A 17652-nucleotide genomic window follows, 5' to 3' on the forward strand; every position below is an offset into this window, starting at 1 on the left:
CAAATGGAAACGTTAATCGAACAAATTAAACAAGGTAAAGTGTGGCCATTTCCTGGTGGGATTCATCCACCTGGTCAAAAACACGTATCAACAACTCAGTCAATCCAACGTTTGCCGCTTCCTCAAAAGTTGGTCGTATCACTAAAACAGCATATTGGCGCAAACGGCAAACTGATTGTCGAAAAAGGCCAGCAGGTCCTTAAAGGCCAAGCATTAACAAAACCAAGTGGTAACTGGTCTGTACCAGTGCATGCGCCTACCTCAGGTATCATTTGTGAAATATCCCCTATGCCATCAGCGCATCCCTCAGCTTTGCCTGAACTCAGCGTCGTTATTGAACCTGATGGGCTGGATAATTGGTGTGAACTGAAACCCATTAGTGATGCTGCCGCTCTCTCTCATGATGAACTCGTCGATATTATTCATCAAAGTGGTATCGCTGGTATGGGCGGAGCTGGCTTTCCAACCTATGTAAAAGCGGACAGCCGCAAAGACATCAATTTTTTAATTGTTAATGCCGTTGAATGTGAGCCTTATATCACGGCCGATGATATGTTAATGCGAGAGCATGCGGATGGTATTGTTGCGGGTATTGAGCTAATGCAGCAATTATTAAGCCCTAAGCTAACAATTATTGGCATTGAAGATAATAAGCCAGAAGCCATTGCTGCTATGAAAAAGGCAGCTCAGCACAATCACAATATTATAGTGCAAACAGTGCCAACGGTTTATCCTTCAGGTGGCGAAAAGCAACTAATAAAGTTACTGACAGGTAAAGAAGTGCCAAATGGCAGTATTCCAGCAGATATTGGTATGCTGGTACAAAATGTCGGTACTCTCTTTGCTATTAATCAAGCGGTGTTTGAAGGCAAACCATTGATTGAGCGAGTTGTCACAGTCACGGGTAATACAATCCATAAACCAGGTAATGTGTGGGCTTTACTGGGCACTGAAATTAAGCACTTATTGGATTGCCAAGGTTTCTCTCCAGTTCCACAACAACGTGTTGTCATGGGTGGCCCGATGATGGGCTTTACTTTACCAACCGTGCGTATTGGCATAGTAAAAACCACCAACTGTATTTTAGCACCTGATCATCAAGAGTTGGCTGAACCTGGCGACGAAAAAGCCTGTATTCGCTGTAGTGCCTGCGCAGACGCATGCCCTGCCTCTTTATTACCGCAGCAATTACAATGGTTTGCTAAGTCAAAAGAGTACGACAAGCTAAATGAGCACAACTTGTTCGACTGTATTGAATGTGGTGCCTGTGCTTATGTATGCCCAAGCGAAATTCCATTGGTCCAATATTACCGTGTTGCTAAGGCTGAAATTAAAGAGCAACAAGCTGAGCAAATTAAGGCTGAACGTGCCAAAGAGCGTTTTGAAGCACGTAAAGAACGTTTAGAGCGTGAGCAAGAAGAGCGCCAAAACCGTCACAAACGTAAACCCGCTGCAAAATCAGATGGCGAAAAACAAAAAGTAGCCGATGCGCTAGCACGTGTGAAGAGCAAATCTGATGCTAAAGATAGTAAATCAGCTGTGGCAGCTGCTATAGCTCGCGCCAAAGCGAAAAAGCAAGGCCTTGATGCGGAGCTTGAGCCTGATAATTCAGAGGTCGTTAAAGAGCGTGCAGCACGCAAAGAACAAGCACGTAAGTACAAAGAGCAAAAAGCACAAGAGCAAGGTGAAGAAAGCACCGATAAAGACGATAAAAAGTCTGCTGTGGCTGCAGCTATCGCACGCGCTAAAGCGAAAAAAGCCGCACAAGCTGCTGAAGATCACATAGAGGCAGACGCTGCACCTAAAGATGATAAAAAAGCGGCTGTCGCTGCCGCCATTGCCCGTGCCAAAGCAAAAAAAGCCGCGCAAGCTGCTGAAAATAAAGGTGACGCTGAAGAAGATAGTGCACCTGTCGATGACAAAAAAGCGGCTGTCGCTGCAGCCATTGCCCGTGCTAAAGCGAAAAAAGCCGCGCAAGCTGCTGAAAATCAAGATGATGCTGAAGAAGATAGCGCACCAGTTGATGACAAAAAAGCGGCTGTTGCTGCAGCCATTGCTCGTGCTAAAGCGAAAAAAGCGGCGCAAGCTGCTGAAAATCAAGACGATGCTGAAGAAGATAGCGCACCAGTCGATGATAAAAAAGCCGCTGTCGCTGCAGCCATTGCTCGTGCTAAAGCAAAGAAAGCCGCTAAAGGGCAAGCGCAGAGTGATGATTCACACGTTGAGGTTGATTCAAAACCTCAACCTGATACAAATGAATCTAGCGAAGATAAGAAAAAAGCCGCTGTCGCTGCTGCTATCGCTCGTGCTAAAGCAAAAAAAGCCGCTACAGAGCAAACGCAAAGTGATATTTCAGCCAATTCTGTTGATACTGAAATAAAACCAGCAGACTCGGATGTAGAGCAAGTATCAAACGCACCTGAATCAAAAGAAGATAAAAAGAAAGCCGCTGTTGCTCGCGCGATCGCTCGTGCAAAAGCAAAAAAGTTACAACAAGAAGGAAACGATAAGTCATGAAACTAACCATGGCGAGTTCGCCGCATAATCATAGTCATAAATCATTAAGCCGTTTAATGATCACCGTGATTGCTGCGTGTATTCCTGGCTTAATCGCGCAAGTTTACTTTTTTGGCACCGCGGTTTTAATCCAGCTTGCACTCGCTTTAATCACGGTTAGTGTATGTGAAGCGGCAGTTTTATTGCTACGTAAGCGAAAGGTGTGGCCAACTCTTAGCGACGGCAGTGCATGGCTAACTGCAGTATTGCTAGCATTGAGCATTCCGCCTTTAGCACCTTGGTGGATTATCGTAATTGGCTGTTTGTTTGCAATTGTTATTGTAAAACAGCTTTATGGTGGACTTGGTTTCAACCTATTTAACCCAGCAATGGCCGCTTATGTATTACTACTTGTATCGTTTCCGGTGCAAATGACCAGTTGGTTACCTGTAAGTGATTTACTTGCATCGCCTATTAGCTTTTCACAACAGCTGTCTGTTATTTTCAATGGTTTTACTAGCGCTGGATTTAGCGTAGATCAACTTCGTGTATCCATTGATGGCATAACGATGGCAACGCCGCTTGATACCGTTAAAACAGATGTAGCCCATCACCTAACGGTGGCTGAGAGCATGAGCAAACCCCTTTTTAATGACTGGTTTGGTCTTGGTTGGGGCTGGGTTAACCTAGGCTTTTTAATCGGTGGTCTTTATTTATTAAAAGCTAAAATCATTAATTGGCATATTCCTGTAAGCTTTCTCGGTGCTTTAGCTATATGTAGTGCTATTGGCTATATAGCATCACCTGGGACAGAGCCTGGCGTGGTATTTCACTTATTCAGTGGTGCCACAATGCTAGGGGCGTTTTTCATCGCGACCGATCCTGTGTCAGCATCAACCACAAATAAAGGCCGCTTAATTTATGGTGCCTTAATTGGTCTACTTGTTTACTTAATTCGCACATTTGGTGGTTACCCTGATGCTGTCGCTTTTAGTGTGCTTCTGCTAAACATGGCAGTACCATTAATTGACTACTACACACAACCACGCACTTACGGCCATGGAGTGAAATAATGATCCTTTCCTCAATGACTAAAAACGGTGGTATCTTAACCGCTTTTGCACTACTTACTACAGGAGCTGTAGCGCTCACTCATAACCTAACGGCCCAGCGTATAAGTGACCAAGAAAAGAAGCAGCTCGCCGAGCAACTACAGCAAGTGCTTGACGCTCACCATTACGATAATCAGCTGTATAAAGATTGTGTCATTATTACAGATGAACGTTTAGGGCCCAGACCCGAACAAATTATTTATCGAGCTTATAAAAGCGATAAACCATACGCTCTTGTAATGCGCCATGTTACGCCAAGCGGTTATAGTGGCGATATTAACTTGCTAACAGCCGTTTTTGCTAATGGTGAAATTGCTGGAGTTCGTGTAACAAAACACGAAGAAACACCTGGGCTTGGCGACAAGGTCGAAGTAAAAAAATCTGACTGGATCACCTTATTCAAAGGTCAGACTGTATTAGGTGAAGATGACAATCGTTGGGCTGTTAAAAAAGATGGCGGCCAGTTTGATCAATTCACCGGAGCAACGATTACGCCACGCGCTGTAGTCGGCTCAGTAAAAGAAGCAGTGCTATTTGCACAAGCTGAATTTGATAACCTATTTGCAGCAGCTAATGCTTGCCAAGGAGGTCAGGAATGAGCCAAGTAAAAACCTTATTTAAAGATGGGATGTGGGCTAATAACCCCGCCCTTGTGCAGTTATTAGGCTTGTGCCCTCTGCTAGCAGTGACTTCTACAATAACAAATGCTTTAGGTCTTGGTTTAGCGACTTTATTAGTACTTGTTGGTTCTAATGTAACTGTATCGATTGTGCGCAACTGGGTGCCTAAAGATATCCGTATTCCTGTTTTTGTGATGATCATCGCAGGCTTTGTAACGATAGTGCAGCTGATGATGAATGCCTATACATTTGGGCTTTATCAATCTCTTGGTATTTTTATTCCACTTATTGTGACCAACTGCGCAATTATAGGTCGCGCTGAAGCATTTGCGTCAAAAAATACAGTCCCCCTTTCAGCCTTTGACGGCTTAATGATGGGCTTAGGCTTTATGCTAGTACTTGTTGTGCTGGGCGCTATAAGAGAGTTAATTGGCCAAGGCACCCTTTTTGATGGTGCTGATTTGTTGCTCGGCCCATGGGCACAAGCACTGCGTATTGAAGTGTTTAGTTTCGACAATCAATTTTTATTGGCAATTTTACCCCCAGGTGCCTTTTTAGGTCTTGGTTTGTTAATTGCTGCAAAGAATGTGATTGATAACCAAATAAAATCAAAGCAAGTAGTTACTCCAGAAGTAGAAAAAGGCCCTCGTGCCCGGGTAACGAGTTTAACCTAAAGGAGAGCACGCACCGTCACTGCGTGCTTTACACTCACCATGAATAAAGAAAAACGTTATGAGATCTTATCTCGTCTTCGTGAGCAAAATCCGCACCCAGAAACAGAGCTTGAATACTCAAGCCCATTTGAGTTATTAGTTGCTGTAACCTTATCAGCACAAGCAACGGATGTAGGTGTTAATAAAGCTACACGCAAACTGTTTCCTGTTGCTAATACGCCACAAGCGATTTTAGATTTAGGCCTTGAAGCCCTACGTGACTACATTAAAACGATTGGTTTATTTAACTCAAAAGCCAACAACGTTTATAAAATGTGTGAGATTCTGGTTAATAAGCATAACTCAGAAGTGCCCGAAAACCGTGAAGCCCTTGAAGCCCTCCCTGGTGTGGGTAGAAAAACAGCGAATGTCGTATTAAATACGGCCTTTGGCTGGCCGACAATTGCAGTCGACACTCATATTTTTCGCGTATCAAATCGCACAAAATTCGCCATGGGTAAAGATGTAGTTGCTGTAGAACAAAAGCTAGAAAAAGTGGTACCTAAAGAATTTAAAGTCGATGTGCACCACTGGTTAATTCTTCATGGTCGCTATGTGTGTACTGCTCGTAAACCTAAATGTGGCAGCTGTATTATTGAAGACTTGTGTGAGTTTAAAGAGAAAATGGAATAATTAAGTATTATTGCGGACCTGCATTAGCTAGTTAGGTGTAGTTGAACCTTCATTTGATGATGCAGAATTCTCACAATGAAAATATCGTTGGCTCTTTTTTTAAAAAGATGTAGTGCTTTCGAAATATATACCGAGAATATCCGGGCTTGATATCGCTAACATCTTGAGCAAGGCTCGGCTCAGTAGACAAAGCCATTAGCGTTTCATGAATTCCGAGCAAATAGTTTTCTGCTTGAGAAACACCAAATTCAATTTCGGTGTACTGAAAAATACGCTCCAAGTCATGCTGAGCTTTATTAGATAGAGTATATTTAGCCATTCGCTTTAAGTTTTGTTTTTAGATTTGGATATAATATCTAAAACCGTTAACTTACTCTCACCACTTAGTTCACCCTCTACTAATGCCATTTTAATAGCATCTTTTTCACTCTGATTATGGCGGATCAAATCGCGGATATAATCACTTGCATTTGAGAATCGACCTGACTCAACTTGGGCATCAATCCATGAGCGCATTTCATCTGGAATAGAGATATTTAAAGTTGCCATAGTTAATTCCTATATATTTACAGTCATTAATTATGGCAGATATTGGCAAACATTGACAACAAATATGGTCGGTGAGCACCAATGGTTAATCGTTTTTAGGCGCTATATGTGTAACATTCTTAACCTTTTCGATCACTCCATAAGCTCATTTTGCACATTGTGCCAAACACAAGACTTGGCACAATGTGCCTAGCCATTATCGTGGGTTTTGGCTCACCTGCTTTTTAATAAACTCTCGCGTATCATTTAACAGCGATACTCTTGCTGGTTCGTGAACATACATCATGTGACCGCCGTGATAATAGTGATAGTCAATTTTATCAGCGTATATACCGTGTCTGTTCAAGGTGTATTCTGCATCAAAAAATGGCGTGACAATATCGTAATACCCTGAGGCAACCATCACTTTCATTTGTGGATTGCTGCGAAGCACATAAGATAAATCTGGCGCTGTGTTGACGTATCTTGGCTCCCATCCTTGTCCATCAGGAGCAGTACGCCAGCGCCAGTTATCTGATAACTCAGGATCGCCTGGGTTTAAGTATTTTCTTTTCCACTGTATGTTTAAATCTGTGCGCATGTATTTCATCAGTGCCGCTTTATATGCTGGCCCTATCACTTTTGACGCATCTTGCTTAGGAGCCGCGGTTAAATCGTCTCGTTCATCAAGCTTATAACGTCCATCAAGAAAGCCGATGGCGACTCCCTCATCACGCAATAACTCTTTAGCGAATCTAAAGGCGTTAATGCGTAAATCAACCTGCTCAATATATTGTTTGCTTAACCCTGTATAACGGTGAAGACCGTCAACTATTCGCGTTCTGTCAGTGGTACTAAGCGCATTCCCCTTAAATAAGGCTGGTAATAATTCATCAACAGCAAATTGTCGGCTCGCATCTATAAATACTTCAAAATTTCCTGATGTGTCTACTTTTTTATGGTACCAAGCGGTTGCAGCGAGTGTGGGTATGTACGTGATGTAAGATATGATGTTGTCGTCTACATAAGGGCTTGAACCTTGATAGTCTAAAGCTTGTGACACAAAAATAATGCCATTTACATTGATAAGATGCTTATCCATCAGTACTTTAGAAACCGCTGCCGCTCGAGTCGTACCATAGCTCTCTCCCAATAAAAATATTGGCGCATTCCAGCGGTTTTCTTTCGTTAGCCACTGGGCAATGAAATCAGCAATAGAGGCTGCATCTTGATTTAAGCCCCAAAAAGCTTTGCTTTCAGTGTCACCTAATGCACGCGAGTAACCTGTGCCAACAGGGTCCACAAACACCATATCAGTCACATCAAGTATCGTCTCTGACGCATCTTTTAATTCGTAAGGAGCCAACCGAGGATCCGTTGCATCGCTTGGTACAACCACTCGTTTAGGTCCATATGCGCCCATATGTAACCAATTAGACGATGAGCCTGGGCCACCATTCCAGATAAATGTAATCGGTCTGTTCTTGTTGTCGTCTGCGGCAATGTAATCAAATGAAAAGATAGCTGCTGTAGGCTCTTCGTTTTTGTTTAATAAATAGGTTTCACCGGCTACAGCTTTGTATTTCAGCTTTTTGCCATTAAAGGTTCCTTTATGCTGGGTAACGAATGCAGTCGCTTTGGGTGTCGACTTCTGACTGTTGTTTAATTTTGATATTTCATCTGCATTAACCGCGTTTGTACAAAACGCAAACAATGTAGAGATGACTACGGTTTTAAAATTGGCAAAATTCGCCATGTTTTATTCTCCTTCGCAGGCTTACCTTTATTTTTATCTGTACATGGCTTGAGTGGCTTTTACACTCACTCTTTACATGAGCTTTTTTTCGAGTAGGAAGTCATCCTACTATTTAGCAGAGTAAATGCCCTTTATTCACTCAGTGCTTTATTAACCTTTTACTTAAGCAATTACTTTTACAGCAAGAACATGTAATTTCAACTGTCTGCGACTAACACGTAGAAAAAGCCTATAAGTATAGTTGTAGATTCTTATAACGCTTTTTTAAAGGGTCACTTTGTAAAACATTGCCCTAGCAAAAAAGCATAACCTGTATCGGAACAAAAATATCAAAGTATTAATTTCACAAGCTCCAATCCTTTCGTTATGCTGTTGAGTAATGTGAAATTTTTATGAGAGTTGCTATGTTACCTTTACTTCGTATCTTGTTAATTGAGCAAGATCCTGCCACCTTGCAAGAGCTTTCAACGAACCTAGAAAAAACAATCCCTAATTTTGAGCGTAATGATGTAGATATCGACATTATTGAATGCATTGAGCTCAAGCAGGCGTTGAAATATGTAGAGGAAGATGGCGATATTCAAGCTGTGGTACTTAGTTGGGATGTACTGAACAATGGCGAGCGTACCTATAGTCGCTTTATCGAGCAATTAAAAGGTATACGCCTTGAGCTGCCTGTCTATGTTATCGGTGACGATACGAAAGGCTTGGAGATAGTCAACGAGTCAGAAGAAATTGAATCTTTCTTTTTTAAAGATGAGGTCATTTCAGACCCTGAAGCAATCTTGGGCTATATGATCAATGACTTTGATGACCGTTCAGAAACCCCATTTTGGACCGCTTACCGTCGTTATGTCGGTGAATCGAACGATTCATGGCACACACCTGGTCACAGTGGCGGCGCTAGCTTTAGAAACTCTCCGTATATTAAAGACTTTTATCAGTTTTATGGTCGTAATGTATTTGTTGGCGACCTGTCGGTTTCTGTCGACTCGCTTGGCTCACTTTCAGACAGCACCAACACTATAGGCCGCTCTCAAGAATCAGCTGCGGCAACATTTGAAGTAAAGCATACCTACTTTGTTACCAATGGCTCATCCACTTCAAATAAGATTATTTTGCAAACTTTACTGCGTAAAGGCGATAAGGTGATTATCGACCGAAACTGCCATAAATCAGTACACTATGGCATTTTGCAATCGGCTAGTTTACCTATCTATTTGTCGAGTATTTTAAATCCTAAATATGGTATTTTCGCGCCCCCTTCATTGGCCGACATCAAACAAGCGATTGAACAAAACACCGATGCTAAATTATTGGTTTTAACTGGCTGTACCTACGATGGCCTACTTAGCGATTTAAAACAAGTGGTTGAATTTGCTCATCAGCACGGTATTAAAGTGTTTATCGACGAAGCGTGGTTTGCTTACTCCCTTTTCCATCCAAGTTTACGCCACTACTCGGCTATTAATGCGGGTGCAGATTATGTTACCCATTCGGCACATAAAGTGGTTTCTGCGTTCTCTCAGGCGTCTTATATTCATGTTAACGACCCTGATTTCGATGCCGATTTTTTCCGTGAGATCTACAGTATTTACGCCAGCACCTCTCCAAAATATCAACTCATTGCCTCGCTGGATGTATGCCAAAAACAATTAGAGATGGAAGGTTATAAATTACTGAATGCCCTGCTGAATCACGTTGCAGAATTTAAGCAGCAAATGGCTTCACTAAAACATATAAAAGTGCTCGATAAGCAAGATTTCATGGATATATTCCCACATTTTAGTGGCGATAACATGGGTCATGACCCACTGAAAATTCTCATTGATATTAGTGAGTTACCTTATTCACTAAAAGATATTCATAAATTCCTGTTAGATGAAATAGGCCTTGAAATAGAAAAGTACACGCACAGCACTATCTTAGTTTTACTGACTCTTGGCGGTACACGCTCAAAGATCATTCGTCTTTACAACGCGCTGAAGAAACTCGATAGCGGTAAAGTAAAACTCGCCACCTCAATGAGACGCGCTCGCTTACCAGAGAATCTGCCTGCTATAGACTTGGCCTGTATTCCAAGTGATGCGTTTTATGGCGAACGCGAATCTGTGCCTATTAGTAAAAGTAACAACCGCATTTGTGCCGGATTAGTGACGCCTTACCCTCCCGGTATCCCACTTTTAGTACCAGGGCAGCATATCACTAATGAACATATCGAATACCTTAAAGAGTTAGCGGGACAAGGTCTGACAATTCAAGGGAGCTTTGATGGCGAAATTTATGTGCTTAAAGGTAAAGTGAAGACCTAAGCTTATACTTCAATACCCCAGTGTTATGCAGCTCCCCTATTTATTGCTGCATAACATTTCCCCTAGCCATAGCAAAAGCATCGTTATTAATTTAACAGCGTGGACTCTACGCTTTATCTCAATGCTACTGTGTAAGCAATCAAAATAACTTATAATCCATTTTTAAGAGTTTTAATACGCAGCCTTACTGCGTTATTAGAATTGTGCGAATTTAAAGACAAGAAAGAGGATGCTTAAAATGCGCTTATTACACACAATGCTTCGCGTTGCTGATTTAGACAAATCAATTGAATTTTATACGCAGGTATTAGGTATGAAAGAACTGCGCCGTGCAGACAATGAAGAGTACCGCTACACCCTTGCTTTTGTCGGTTATGGTGACGAAAAAGATGCAACTGTGCTTGAGCTTACTTATAACTGGGATACTGACAGCTATGATCTAGGTAATGCATATGGCCATATTGCTATCGAGTTTGATGACATTTATAAAGCATGCGACGACATTAAAGCTGCTGGCGGTAATGTTAGCCGTGAGCCAGGCCCTGTAAAAGGCGGCACAACTGAAATTGCTTTTGTTAAAGACCCTGATGGCTATGCAATTGAGCTTATTCAGAAAAAAGACAATAACGCATTCTAATTGTAATGGCTATTTCTGCTGTTAATTTTGCTGAAATAGCCATTTTGCTAATGCTAGCTCCAATTCCTCAAAGTTAATTGGTTTAGCAATATGGTCACTGATCCCCATCGCAATGCTTTTATTTATATCCTCTTTCATTGCGTTCGCGCTGACAGCAATAATAGGTGTATTAAAACCCTTTTTATTTAGCAAAATCTTGCTGGCTGTTAAACCATCCATTACAGGCATTTGAATATCCATTAGGATTAAAGCGTACTCTTTATTTGATGCTTTATCGCACGCTACTTGTCCGTTATCCGCAAGTTCATATTTAAGCCCTAATTGTGCTAAATATTTTGTAATAACAATTTGGTTAATAGGGTTATCTTCTGCAATTAGGAGTGGCTGTTCTACCACAGAAAAATCGTTCCTTGACCTATCAGCCTTTTGCTCAACTTGCTGTATATTAAGGTCTTCTAAAACTGTTTCAAAATCGACTTGAATTGTAAAAATAGTGCCCTTACCAAGCTCACTATTAATGTTTATTTTCCCTTCCATTAAATCGATTAAACCTTTACTTATGGCCAGGCCAAGGCCAGTGCCGCCATATTCTCTGGTTATATTGCTCTGAGCTTGAACAAAGGGGTTAAATAACGCGTTAATTTTATCTTCAGCAATACCTATGCCGGTGTCTTTTACAGCAAATTCAACCCTTGTTTTTTCATTGCTTTGGTGAACCACATTAAGTGATAAAGTGATTTCTCCTTGCTTTGTGAATTTTACTGCATTGGAGAGTAAGTTGATCAGCACTTGTTTAACACGTATCTCATCACACTCAACGGTTAAAGTTTCAAGTTTATCGACATCAATCTGGCATACGATCCCTTTGGCATCACAACTCGGTTTAAACAATAAAATAAGATCATTGCACAGAGCGACTAAATCACATTGGCGGTGCTCAAGCTCAATTTTATTGGCTTCAATTTTCGAGAAATCTAGAATGTCATTAATAACGGTTAGTAAAACATCACTGCAATTATTAATTTGCCTAACAAAGTCAGTTTGATCTTGGCTTAACTCACTTTTATTTAGTAACTGCAAAAACCCTACAATCCCATTCATTGGCGTTCTAATTTCATGGCTCATGTTTGCCAAAAACTGACTTTTAACTTGCTCTGAGTGCTCTGCCCTAATTTTCTCTAACTGCAATGACGTAATTTGTATATCAATAGTTTCGGCCATACTATTGAGGGAATCTGCAATATCTTTAAACTCTTGATAGTGAAAATTATTTTGAACTTGTTTGTAATTCCCTAATGCAAACTCCCGACTTATTGCTGCAATGCGATTTAATGGATTATGCAATCGCAGAGTTAACCAACGAACTAGCAGAAATGAGATTATAAACAGCGTAATTATCAACCCTGCTGCCATCACAGCGGTTTGTTTGACCGCGGTTGTATAGGCTGACTCTGTTTCATTTATCTTAAAAAGTAAAGGGCTCAAGGCATTGTCAAATATCACACGATTAATAGTCGCTTCTGATGACAATTGAGCTTTATCTAAAGCATTTCCTAAGCTATATAAGACTTGCTCTTTTACCTTCAACTGAACTTGCTTACCCGTTTGATAAATAGGTTGTTCATTATGTTTTGCAAGCCACTTAACGGCCTCTGACAAAGGAATAAATGATACTAAGACACCTGTTTTTTTAATTGGCTCACTGAGTGAGTCTTGCTCATTTAACAGTGTTGAAGTAATCGCTAACAAGGCACTATGCTTTGTGTCTTGTTGAGTAAAAAGTTCATTAAGATGTATGTTATCCAAAACTTGAATCGTGTTTTGATTATCTAGAATTTGGCTGTTTTCTAAAATTTGTTTGGTCAGTGAATAATTAAGTGTTAGCGATGTTATTGGGTAACCTTCGACTATAAAGCCTTGATTATCTATCACAATCGCAGCACTTATTTGTGGGTTAGTATTCACAAACTCCTGTAACTGCATGAGTGCAAACTGTGAATAAACTACTTTGTCAGGTAATTCCGCAATTGCCTTTGTATTGCTAAGTACTTGGCTATTCTTTTCAAGTTTAAAAAATAATTGCTCTAAACTTGCTGCGTTATTTCTTGCTTGCCATTGCAAACTGGTGTTTGCTTGCTCGATTGAATTTAAATAGAAACGCCCTATCATCAAAGCAGCAAGTATGAGTAATGGGGTGATAACAAGTAGTAACACACTAAAAAACAGTGCCCGACTAAAACGAGGGTTTTTCATTGCACCCCATCATTTGCAATTGAACGTTCGGCAAGGCCTTGCATAAATTGCCCCGTTTGTTCAGCTGTTAACGCTCCGCTGCCAAAACGTGAAAAACCTTTATTAAGCACCTCCCAAACAATTATCATGGTTGCCGTTGAGGGCATAGGCTTTGTTTCTTTTAAAGCATCAACTAGCGTGCCAAATACAGTCCCTTGTTCGTTTTTAAGATGCTCTAACACCTCTATATTTACAGGTATATCACTAATTTCCTGCCAGATTAAGCGCTGAAAAGATGCTTCTTGAGCCAACTTGGCAAACTTACGTAAATTATCTTTATTTGGGCCATTAAGGCTATCGTTTGGAAAGGCAAGAACAAAGGTTGAATAGTAAGGTTGCATCACTCGCCCATTGAGAGAAGGCAAAGGTTGCACTGACAGATTGTCACCAAGTGCTTGCTGATAAGTGTTGAGTGCCCATGCTCCGTTAACAATAAACGCGGCTTTTTTTTGCTGAAATGCTTGATGAGAACACGCATAGTCACACTGACTATCAACAATGTCTCGCGCATTTAAACCCCAAACAAAACGTAGCGCATCATGCATAGAAGGTGTGTTAAGTTGAGCTTGGCCGTCAGCTATCAAATTACCTTCAAAAGCACTTAAAAATGGAATAAACCAATACATTTCCATGAAGCTCCACGTTATTAATTTTACGTGGCTTGGTAATGTAGGTTTCAATTTTTCAATATCTTGCCAATCGGTAACAGGGGATTTTATAAATTTAGAGTTATAAAAAAGTAGCAGATGGTTACCTTGTATTATAGGAATGCCGATTAGCTTTCCTGACACCCTTGCTGTGTCTAAAGTTCGTTTATCTGTTGTCTCGGCGATTAAAGAAGCTGGGATCTCACTAAAGTTAGCATACTCACTAAGCCCTAGGTGATCTGCGGGTACAATAATAACATCAGTCATATTAGAAGTATGTGCATTTTGCACCAAGCGCACTTTTAACGCTTTTTGATCAACAAAAACCGAGTGAATTGTTAAACCACTTTGCTCTGCAAGCTTACCGAACAACTGACTGAAGTTTTCATGCTTCATTGTATGGGCTAGATTAATGGTTTTTGCATGACTATTAAATACTGCAAAAAATAACAATCCCCAAACTACTTGCTGCACGCTGAAATCTACTTAACAAAAGATAAAATTATCTTTAGTTAAGCACAATTGTTCAAAATTGCCTAGTTTAATCAAGGGTTTTCTTAAACCGGAAAGCGGCAACCGCTAAACCAAAAAACGTAAAAGCAGTTAGCCAAAGTAAATCGCTGCTCATACTCATTAAATTGACATCTTTTAACACTATTCCTCTGATTAACCTTAAATAGTGAGTTGCAGGTAAGCTCTCAGCAAGCCACTGCGCCACCTTTGGCATGCCTTCATAGGGAAATACAAAGCCCGACAATAAAATCGAGGGTAACAGAATGAAAATTGTCATTTGCATGGCTTGAAGCTGGTTTTTAGCGATGGTCGAAAGTACTAAGCCAAGCACTAAACTGGCACATATAAAAGCAAAGGTTGCGACAACCAATGCGACTAAACCACCTCCAAAAGGAATATGAAACAAGAGCTTACCCATGCCTAAAATAATAAATAACTGAATAAAACCAATGAAGATATAAGGAACCACTTTACCAATCATCAATTCCAGTGAGCTTAAAGGTAAGGTGATTAAGAGCTCCATATTACCTCGTTCTTGCTCTTTAACAATTGCAGCAGAGGTGAACATAATCATAGTCATGGTTAAAATGACAGCAGCTAAACCTGGCACAATATTCACCGCAGAGCGTTGCTCTGGGTTATAAAATAAGGTTGTCTCAAAGGTTGGGTAAGTTCTATTTGCAGGCTTATCGAGCAGCTCTGCAAGCGGCATATTGCGCAGCGATTTTATGCTCGACGCTACCATTGTATCTGAGCCATCAACTAACCAATGCGCAATTGGCCTTACTAACGACTCATTACTGCCATCAGGCAATCCAAAACCAACGGTTGGGTGCTGAGCAAGTCGGTTTGCCACATCATGGGGTATAAACATCACAGCACGCACTTTCGCACTGGCGATTGCTGTTTGTGCTTGCTCAATACTGTTGTAATAATCCGTCACTTTAACCACATTTGTCGCAGATACTGTTTGTACTAATATGCGACTTAGGGCAGTTTGGCTATGATCGACCACTGCAACAGGGATATCTTTAACGTTAGTGTTAATAGCATAGCCAAATAGAATCAGTTGGATAAGAGGGATCATCACCACCATCGCAAATGTCATTCGATCGCGGCGTAATTGTAATAATTCTTTGCTTACAATTGCTTTTATACGGCTTAATGCAGTCATAATATTCATTGTCTGCCCTGCCCTGTGCAGGTGACAAACACGTCTTCGAGGCTTGGGCGAACACGATTTACTTGCCATGTATCCTGACAAAATGATTGCTGTTTTATGAACTCAACGGGATCTTGAATATCTTTTTTCACTAATACTCGCAATTGTGCACCTAACTGAGTGGCTGAAATAACATGGTCGATTGTTGCGAGCTGTTTTTTTAATTCTCTGGTTTGCGCCCCTGCTATTTCTACCACATGAGCGTGCATGTCTGTCATTAATTGCTTTGGCGAGCCATCCGCGCGTTTAATACCTGATTCTAAAATAGCTAAACGATGACAGCGCTCAGCTTCATCCATGTAATGAGTAGTGACTAATATCGTGGTACCGGCATTACTTAAATCAAACAGTGTTTCCCAAAAGTCACGGCGATTTTGTGGATCGACTGCCGATGTTGGTTCATCAAGAAATAAAATTTTCGGTTTATTAATCACTGCCGCAGCCAATGCTAAGCGCTGCCGTTGTCCCCCACTCATACTTCCGGCCATTTGATCTACTCTTTGATCAAGGCCATAGGTATGGAGTAATTCGTCAATTCTTTGTTGTTTTTGCTGCTTTTTAAACGGGTAAAGCGCCGCCATGAACTTTAGGTTTTCAAGTACGGTCAAGTCGCTATAAAGTGAAAACTTTTGCGTCATATAACCAAGTTGTGTCCTGAGCTTTTCAGCATCTTTTGGCAGACTCAAGCCAAGCACATTGATATCACCAGAGGTTGGCTTCAATAGCCCCGTAAGCATACGGATTGCGGTCGTTTTACCACAGCCATTAGGGCCCAAAAAGCCATAAATTTGCCCTTGCTCAATGTCTAGATCAAGGTTATCAATCGCTTTTAAATCGCCAAATTGTTTTACCAAACCTTTGGCCTGGATCACCGATTCAGTCATGGCATAATCACTTGAGCAGGTACGCCTGTCGGCAAGTTACTTTCACTTGCGGGTAGTGTTACCTCTGCAAGATACATTAATCGTGCACGCTCTTCCTGATTAAGAGCATAAAAAGGCGTGAACGCCGGCTCTGTGGCAATCCAGGTCAGTTCACCCTGAATATCTTTATCTATGCCATCGACACGAACCGTAAGTGTCATGCCCTGATTGAGCTTGGCACGATATGGCTCTGGGATATACACGCGTGCGTAAGGTGCGCTGTTCGCTTGAATAATAACGACTGGGCTGCCTTTAGTAACTCGCTCACCTACGTGCCAAGGCAAATTATCGACTCTGCCAGCACGCATCGCTTTAACTGTCAGATCTGAGAGGTATTTTTGCTGTACTTTTAATTCTGCTTCTGCCGCCTGAACTTGCGCTTTTGCACTATTAATATCTTCAACACGCGAGCCGTTTGTTAGCTCATTTAAGTTCTGCTTTGCTGATTCTAAATTAGCAAAAGTCTCATCTCGTGCAGCGATTGCACTGTCTAAGGTTTCTTGGCTTGCGAGTTTATCTTTAACTAAGGTTTTTGCACGGCGAAAATTAGCTTCACTTTGCGTATATGCAGCATTGGCTGCTGCTACTTTGGCTGATGCACCAGCAACTTCTTCGGGGCGAGCACCATTCAAGGTTTTTTCTAGAAATGCTGAGGCTTGAGCTAGTTGTGCTTGCGCTTTGGCAACAATCGCTTGCTGAAGTTCGGCATCGAACTTTGCAATCACTTGCCCTTTTTCAACCAACTGACCTGCTGAAACAGGTAGATCGATCAGTATTTCGTTAGTCGTTGCAGGATGGATCACACGCTCACGCTCAAGCGTTCCTAGCGCTACTCCCTCATTTGAGTCTGAGCAAGCAGTAATGACTAAAGAAATTAGTATGAGTACAACACGTTTAGCTAACATTTTAATTTCCTTATGGTTAGCTGATGAGTTGCTAAATACTATAAAGTATTAAAATGATCAGTAAAAGTGATCAATAGGAATTAAAGTTTTAGAAATATATTGGGTCTATATCGCAAGGATATATGAAGAATAAGGAGTATTTATTTGAAAAAGATTTTTTCTACTTGAAATGAGATTACAAAAGATAATCTTGATAAAACGTTAACTTACTTAATGTAAGTGGCGTCCCCAAGGGGATTCGAACCCCTGTTACCGCCGTGAAAGGGCGGTGTCCTAGGCCTCTAGACGATGGGGACGCAGAAATTGGTTTGCAAATCACTGATTTGCTATTTCTGCGTAAGAT

14 protein-coding genes and 1 tRNA gene are annotated in these 17652 nt (G+C 41.2%); 7 read left to right on the forward strand and 8 right to left on the reverse strand.

The annotated features are described in order from the left end of the window. Positions 1–3: 3 nt before the first annotated feature. From rsxC to nth, 5 genes are read left to right on the forward strand one after another with little or no spacing between them, the layout of a single operon-like run. Positions 4–2517, forward strand: a complete 2514-nt coding sequence (gene rsxC, locus L3V41_RS00670) for an electron transport complex subunit RsxC (protein ID WP_237127009.1) — start codon at positions 4–6, stop codon at positions 2515–2517. Then, complete coding sequence (rsxD, locus tag L3V41_RS00675) at positions 2514–3569, forward strand: electron transport complex subunit RsxD (RefSeq protein ID WP_193987511.1); 1056 nt, start codon at positions 2514–2516, stop codon at positions 3567–3569. Before rsxC ends, rsxD begins: the two co-directional genes overlap by 4 nt. Next, positions 3569–4207 carry an electron transport complex subunit RsxG gene (gene rsxG, locus L3V41_RS00680; protein WP_193987512.1) on the forward strand — a complete coding sequence of 213 codons (639 nt, stop codon included), beginning with the start codon at positions 3569–3571 and terminating at the stop codon, positions 4205–4207. The genes rsxD and rsxG overlap by 1 nt, the downstream gene beginning before the upstream one ends. Further along, positions 4204–4902: an electron transport complex subunit E gene (locus L3V41_RS00685; protein ID WP_062569980.1), complete on the forward strand. Its 699-nt coding sequence runs from the start codon at positions 4204–4206 to the stop codon at positions 4900–4902. The genes rsxG and L3V41_RS00685 overlap by 4 nt, the downstream gene beginning before the upstream one ends. A gap of 39 nt (positions 4903–4941) precedes the next feature. After that, entirely contained in the window at positions 4942–5574 is a 633-nt protein-coding gene (gene nth, locus L3V41_RS00690; RefSeq protein WP_237114230.1) for an endonuclease III, read from the forward strand. A gap of 324 nt (positions 5575–5898) precedes the next feature. Here the strand turns inward: nth and L3V41_RS00695 are convergent, their stop codons facing one another. Both L3V41_RS00695 and L3V41_RS00700 read right to left on the reverse strand, forming a co-directional pair. After that, positions 5899–6123 carry a type II toxin-antitoxin system ParD family antitoxin gene (locus tag L3V41_RS00695; protein WP_237114231.1) on the reverse strand — a complete coding sequence of 75 codons (225 nt, stop codon included), beginning with the start codon at positions 6121–6123 and terminating at the stop codon, positions 5899–5901. Between the two features lie 196 nt (positions 6124–6319). Further along, positions 6320–7858, reverse strand: coding sequence for a serine carboxypeptidase (locus tag L3V41_RS00700; protein ID WP_237127010.1), 1539 nt, complete (start codon positions 7856–7858; stop codon positions 6320–6322). A gap of 404 nt (positions 7859–8262) precedes the next feature. Here L3V41_RS00700 and L3V41_RS00705 point away from each other — a divergent pair, with 404 nt between their 5' ends. Next, the gene (locus L3V41_RS00705) at positions 8263–10170 is read left to right on the forward strand and encodes an aminotransferase class V-fold PLP-dependent enzyme (protein WP_237127011.1); all 1908 of its coding nucleotides are present in this window, start codon (positions 8263–8265) and stop codon (positions 10168–10170) included. Positions 10171–10408: 238 nt separating this feature from the next. Next, on the forward strand, positions 10409–10807 hold the full coding sequence (gloA, locus tag L3V41_RS00710; RefSeq protein ID WP_062569974.1) for a lactoylglutathione lyase: 399 nt from the start codon (positions 10409–10411) through the stop codon (positions 10805–10807). A gap of 21 nt (positions 10808–10828) precedes the next feature. Here the strand turns inward: gloA and L3V41_RS00715 are convergent, their stop codons facing one another. From L3V41_RS00715 to L3V41_RS00740, 6 genes are all read right to left on the reverse strand, one after another. Continuing rightward, positions 10829–13060, reverse strand: coding sequence for an ATP-binding protein (locus L3V41_RS00715; protein ID WP_237127012.1), 2232 nt, complete (start codon positions 13058–13060; stop codon positions 10829–10831). After that, positions 13057–14220, reverse strand: a complete 1164-nt coding sequence (locus tag L3V41_RS00720; RefSeq protein ID WP_237127013.1) for an extracellular solute-binding protein — start codon at positions 14218–14220, stop codon at positions 13057–13059. The genes L3V41_RS00715 and L3V41_RS00720 overlap by 4 nt, the downstream gene beginning before the upstream one ends. 67 nt (positions 14221–14287) lie before the next feature. Next, positions 14288–15433: an ABC transporter permease gene (locus L3V41_RS00725; RefSeq protein WP_237127265.1), complete on the reverse strand. Its 1146-nt coding sequence runs from the start codon at positions 15431–15433 to the stop codon at positions 14288–14290. 5 nt (positions 15434–15438) lie between these two features. Further along, the gene (locus L3V41_RS00730; protein ID WP_193987520.1) at positions 15439–16365 is read right to left on the reverse strand and encodes an ABC transporter ATP-binding protein; all 927 of its coding nucleotides are present in this window, start codon (positions 16363–16365) and stop codon (positions 15439–15441) included. After that, positions 16362–17309 (reverse strand): HlyD family efflux transporter periplasmic adaptor subunit, encoded by a 948-nt coding sequence (locus L3V41_RS00735; RefSeq protein WP_062569970.1) that lies wholly within the window; start codon positions 17307–17309, stop codon positions 16362–16364. Before L3V41_RS00735 ends, L3V41_RS00730 begins: the two co-directional genes overlap by 4 nt. A gap of 220 nt (positions 17310–17529) precedes the next feature. Then, positions 17530–17605, reverse strand: a tRNA-Glu gene (locus L3V41_RS00740). Between the last annotated feature and the right edge of the window lie 47 nt (positions 17606–17652).

The sequence above is a fragment of the Pseudoalteromonas sp. L21 genome (assembly GCF_021728035.1).
GTDB classification, from domain to species: Bacteria; Pseudomonadota; Gammaproteobacteria; order Enterobacterales; family Alteromonadaceae; genus Pseudoalteromonas; species Pseudoalteromonas arabiensis.